Here is a 3,991-nt window from a genome sequence, read left to right on the forward strand (position 1 = left end):
CGTCGCCGGCGGCCGGTCCGGCCTCCAGCGATGTTCTGGCTATCCTCGAGCAGGCGCTCTTCGCCGGCAAGATCGTCGCCTATGCGCAGGGCTTCTCGGTCATGGCGGCGGCCTCGCGCGAGTTCGGCTGGAACCTGCCGCTCGGCACGGTGGCGCGCATCTGGCGCGCCGGCTGCATCATCCGCTCGCAGTTCCTGGGCGAGATCGCCGAGGCCTTCGACAACGCGCCGGAGACCGGGAACCTGTTGATGACCGGCGCCTTCATGCCGCTGATCGAGGCCGCGCATCCGCATCTGCGCCGCGTGGTGGCGCGCAGCGCGGAGGCGGGTCTGCCGGTGCCGGCGCTCTCGGCCGCACTTGCCCATTTCGACCAGTTCCGGCGCGGCCAGGGCACGGCCAACCTCATCCAGGCGCAACGCGACTTCTTCGGCGCGCACGGGTTCGAGCGGGTGGACGCCGAAGGCACGCACCACGCCGACTGGCCGCCGCTCAAATAGGCACGGCTTTCCTGCGATTGGTGATTGGAGCGGTGTCGCAGATGGAGACGGTCAGGGCATGGATTCTCTGTTCCAACCGAGGATATGAAGGGCCGATTTCCGCCAGTCGCGCACACTGCGTTTCGCTGCGAACTCTCAACCTTCGTCATCCTCGGGCTTGACCCGAGGATCCATGTCTGGACGTCGATACCTCGCTAGCATCGTGAGTCATCGACCAAGCCCTGCAGGTTGCACCGGTGGCTTCTGAAGCCTATTTCCTGCGCGTCGCCGTCATGCTCCGATGTGAAAGACTCCCATGATCTTCGATGCAGCGCGCGCTGCCGCCGGGCAGCTCTTCGCCCCCGCTTTCCGGGCCGCCTTTTTCAAGTCATTGGGGCTGACGCTCCTCCTCCTCGCCGGTTTCTGGTTCGGCCTGAAGGAACTCTTCGAGGCCTTCGCCATGCCCTGGCTCGACCAGCTTGTGCCCGGCCTGCCCGGCTGGGCTGGCTGGCTCGGCGTGCTCGCGGCGGTCGTGGCGGGCATCGGCCTGGCGCTGGCTCTGGCCCTGCTCATCGCCCCGGTGACGGCCATCGTTGCCGGCCTGTTCCTCGACGATGTCGCCGAGGCGGTGGAGAAGACCAGTTATCCGCAGGATCCGCCGGGCAAGGCCGTGCCGCTCGTGCCGGCGATCTGGCTTTCGCTCAAGTTCTTCGGTGTCGTCGTCCTGGCCAATCTGGTGGCGCTGTTCCTGCTTCTGGTGCCGGGCATCAATCTCGTCATCTTCTTCATCGTCAATGCCTACCTGCTCGGCCGGGAGTTCTTCGAGTTCGCAGCCATGCGCTTCCGCAGCGAGGCGGAGGCCAAGGCGCTGCGCCGCCGCCACGCCGTCACGATCTTTCTCGCCGGTCTCGTGATCGCCGGTTTCCTGGCGGTGCCGCTTCTCAACCTTCTGACGCCGCTCTTCGCCGGCGCCATGATGGTGCACCTGCACAAGATGATCGTGGCGCGGGAGTCGCCTTCCGGCGTCGGGCCGGTCGTCGGAGAGGCGTCACCGTAAGCGGCTCACCCGCTCGCTAGGCCTCCTCGGCTTCGCGTTTGGCCTCGATCGGCTCCAGTGGCTCCAGCGGTGCCGGCACATCAGTCGTCTTCTCAGGTGCCTTGCACAGATCGGCGATCACGCAGGCCGGGCAATCGGGCTTGCGCGCCTTGCACACATAGCGCCCGTGCAGGATGAGCCAGTGGTGGGCGTGATGCAGGAATTCCTCGGGAATGACGCTGACAAGGTTGCGCTCCACTTCCTCCGGCGTCTTGCCCGGCGCCAGCTCGATCCGGTTGGCGATGCGGAAGATGTGGGTGTCGACCGCCATGGTCGGCTGGCCGAAGGCCATGTTCAGGACGACGTTCGCCGTCTTGCGCCCAACGCCCGGCAGACTGGTCAGCGCATCGCGGTCGCCCGGCACGAGGCCGCCATGATCGCGGATCAGCGCCTCGCAAAGGGCGATTACGTTCTTCGCCTTGTTGCGCCACAGGCCGATCGTGCGGATATATTCGCCCAGCTTTTCCTCGCCGAGCGCCAGCATCCTTTCCGGCGTGTCTGCGACCCGGAAGAGCGGCCGCGTGGCCTTGTTCACCCCGGCATCGGTGGCCTGCGCCGAAAGCACCACCGCCACCAGGAGCGTGAACGGGTTCACGTGCTCCAGTTCGCCCCTCGGTTCCGGCCGCTGGATTCGGAAGCGGCGGAAGATCTCCGCGAGTTCCTCGGGGCTGTAGGCGGTGAGGCTCTTTCTCTTGCGGCGGGCCGACCCCGCGGCTTTCTTCTTTGCGGCGCCGGGCGCGACGTTTTTGGTCTTGGGCTTTTGCATACTGCCTCTATAATTCGAATGATGAGCGAACAGAATGCCGCCGACGAGCCTTTCTTCAAGGCGTTGCTCGTTCCCCACCGTTCATTGGGGCGCAGGGGGTTTGCCGTCCTGATGGGCGTGGTCCTCTTTATCTGGCTTACCGTCGGCGCCGCTTTCATGAGCATCGGCGCCTGGCCGGTCGTCGGCTTCTTCGGGCTCGACGTGCTGGCGCTTTATATCGCTTTCCGCCTCAACTACCGGGCCGCGCGCGTGCGCGAGGAGGTCTCATTGTCGCGCACCAGCCTCGATATCCGCAAGGTGCCGCCTTCCGGACGGGCCGAATCCCACAGCTTCAACCCCTTCTGGACCCGCTTCAACGTGCACCGGCACACCGAGATCGGCATCACCGCCATGGCGGTGGAAACGCGGGAGAAGAGCGTTTCCCTAGGCAGTTTCCTCAACCCGGACGATCGGGAAAGCTTCGCCGAGGCGTTCGGCCGGGCGCTCGCCACCGCAAAGGGCGGCTGACCGGCAAGAATCGGGTGGAGATGCCTGGGCGTCCGAAGCATATTGGCACGCAAGGAGAACGTGCCATGAATGCAGAACTCGCCATTCTTGATCGTGACATCACGCCGGTAGGCCATGACTACGAGGTCGTGCGCCGCGTGATCGAGAAGATCAGCCTCGACTACCGTGACCAGCCCTCGCTCGAGGATCTCGCCGCCGATACGGGCGAGACGCCGACCGGTCTGCAGAAGCTCTTCACGCGCTGGGCCGGGCTGTCGCCCAAGGCCTTCCTGCAGGCCGTCACGCTCGACCATGCCCGCCGACTGCTCGCCTCCGGCATGCCGCTTCTGGAGACCGCGCTGGAACTCGGCATGTCCGGTCCCGGCCGGCTGCACGACCTTTTCGTCACCCACGAGGCGGTGTCCCCGGGCGAATTCAAGGCCCGGGGCGTGGGCCTTACCATCCGCTACGGCTATCACCTGTCGCCTTTCGGCATTGCGCTCGTCATGGTCACCGACCGCGGCCTGGCCGGCCTTGCCTTCGCCGATGCCGGTAAAGAGCAGGCGGCTTTCGAGGACATGTGCGCCCGCTGGCCCAACGCGCACTACGTGGAGGACATGTCCGCCACCGCGCCCTATGCCGCGCGGGTCTTCGACCCCGCCCGCTGGCGCGCCGACGAGCCCCTGCGCATCGTGCTCATCGGCACGGATTTCCAGGTGCGTGTCTGGCAGGCCCTTTTGAAGATCCCGATGGGCCGAGCGTGCGCGTATTCCGATATCGCCGAAAAAATCGGCGCACCGAGCGCCGCGCGCGCCGTCGGCGCGGCGGTCGGCGCCAATCCCCTTTCCTTCGTGGTGCCCTGCCACCGGGCGGTCGGCAAGTCCGGCGCGCTGACCGGCTATCATTGGGGGCTGACGCGCAAGCGGGCCATTCTCGGTTGGGAAGCGGGGCAGCTGCAGCAGAACACCCAAGCGGCCGATTGATTTTATCCGCGAACCGGGTAGCTTCCCGCAGTCATTGCGGGAGGCCCAAGCGTGATCACCATCGTCGGTTCCATCAATCTCGATCTCATCGCCCGCGTGGAAAGGCTGCCCCGTCCCGGGGAAACCGTGCCGGGCGAGGCGTTCTCGACCGCGCCCGGCGGCAAGGGCGCCAACCAGGCGCTCG

5 protein-coding genes and 1 pseudogene are annotated in these 3,991 nt (G+C 66.3%); 5 read left to right on the top strand and 1 reads right to left on the bottom strand.

The genetic code is table 11. The annotated features are described in order from the left end of the window. Both ACFP9U_RS24105 and ACFP9U_RS24110 read left to right on the top strand, forming a co-directional pair. Positions 1–497, top strand: a pseudogene (locus tag ACFP9U_RS24105) (NADP-dependent phosphogluconate dehydrogenase); the annotation flags it as partial. Between the two features lie 295 nt (positions 498–792). Continuing rightward, a complete protein-coding gene (locus ACFP9U_RS24110) occupies positions 793–1,533 on the top strand; it encodes a sulfate transporter family protein (protein WP_378625328.1) in 741 nt (246 codons plus the stop codon). Positions 1,534–1,549: 16 nt separating this feature from the next. On the opposite strand, the gene nth is transcribed toward ACFP9U_RS24110, so the two are convergent. Then, positions 1,550–2,338 carry an endonuclease III gene (nth, locus tag ACFP9U_RS24115; protein ID WP_378625329.1) on the bottom strand — a complete coding sequence of 263 codons (789 nt, stop codon included), beginning with the start codon at positions 2,336–2,338 and terminating at the stop codon, positions 1,550–1,552. Positions 2,339–2,359: 21 nt separating this feature from the next. Here nth and ACFP9U_RS24120 point away from each other — a divergent pair, with 21 nt between their 5' ends. The 3 genes from ACFP9U_RS24120 to ACFP9U_RS24130 all read left to right on the top strand — a co-directional run. Beyond that, the gene (locus tag ACFP9U_RS24120; protein WP_378625331.1) at positions 2,360–2,845 is read left to right on the top strand and encodes a DUF2244 domain-containing protein; all 486 of its coding nucleotides are present in this window, start codon (positions 2,360–2,362) and stop codon (positions 2,843–2,845) included. Positions 2,846–2,910: 65 nt separating this feature from the next. Continuing rightward, the gene (locus tag ACFP9U_RS24125) at positions 2,911–3,807 is read left to right on the top strand and encodes a methylated-DNA--[protein]-cysteine S-methyltransferase (protein WP_378625333.1); all 897 of its coding nucleotides are present in this window, start codon (positions 2,911–2,913) and stop codon (positions 3,805–3,807) included. A gap of 51 nt (positions 3,808–3,858) precedes the next feature. Further along, the coding region (locus ACFP9U_RS24130) for a PfkB family carbohydrate kinase (RefSeq protein WP_378625336.1) at positions 3,859–3,991 on the top strand (133 nt) is incomplete at its 3' end.

The sequence above is a fragment of the Nitratireductor sp. GCM10026969 genome, assembly GCF_042660605.1.
Lineage (GTDB): Bacteria > Pseudomonadota > Alphaproteobacteria > Rhizobiales > Rhizobiaceae > Chelativorans.

Bases quoted from the DNA above. Each gene is read 5' to 3' on its own strand.
- ACFP9U_RS24110 (WP_378625328.1), top strand. From the start codon at position 793: ATGATCTTCGATGCAGCGCGCGCTGCCGCCGGGCAGCTCTTCGCCCCC.
- nth (WP_378625329.1), bottom strand. From the start codon at position 2,338: ATGCAAAAGCCCAAGACCAAAAACGTCGCGCCCGGCGCCGCAAAGAAG.
- ACFP9U_RS24120 (WP_378625331.1), top strand. From the start codon at position 2,360: ATGAGCGAACAGAATGCCGCCGACGAGCCTTTCTTCAAGGCGTTGCTC.
- ACFP9U_RS24125 (WP_378625333.1), top strand. From the start codon at position 2,911: ATGAATGCAGAACTCGCCATTCTTGATCGTGACATCACGCCGGTAGGC.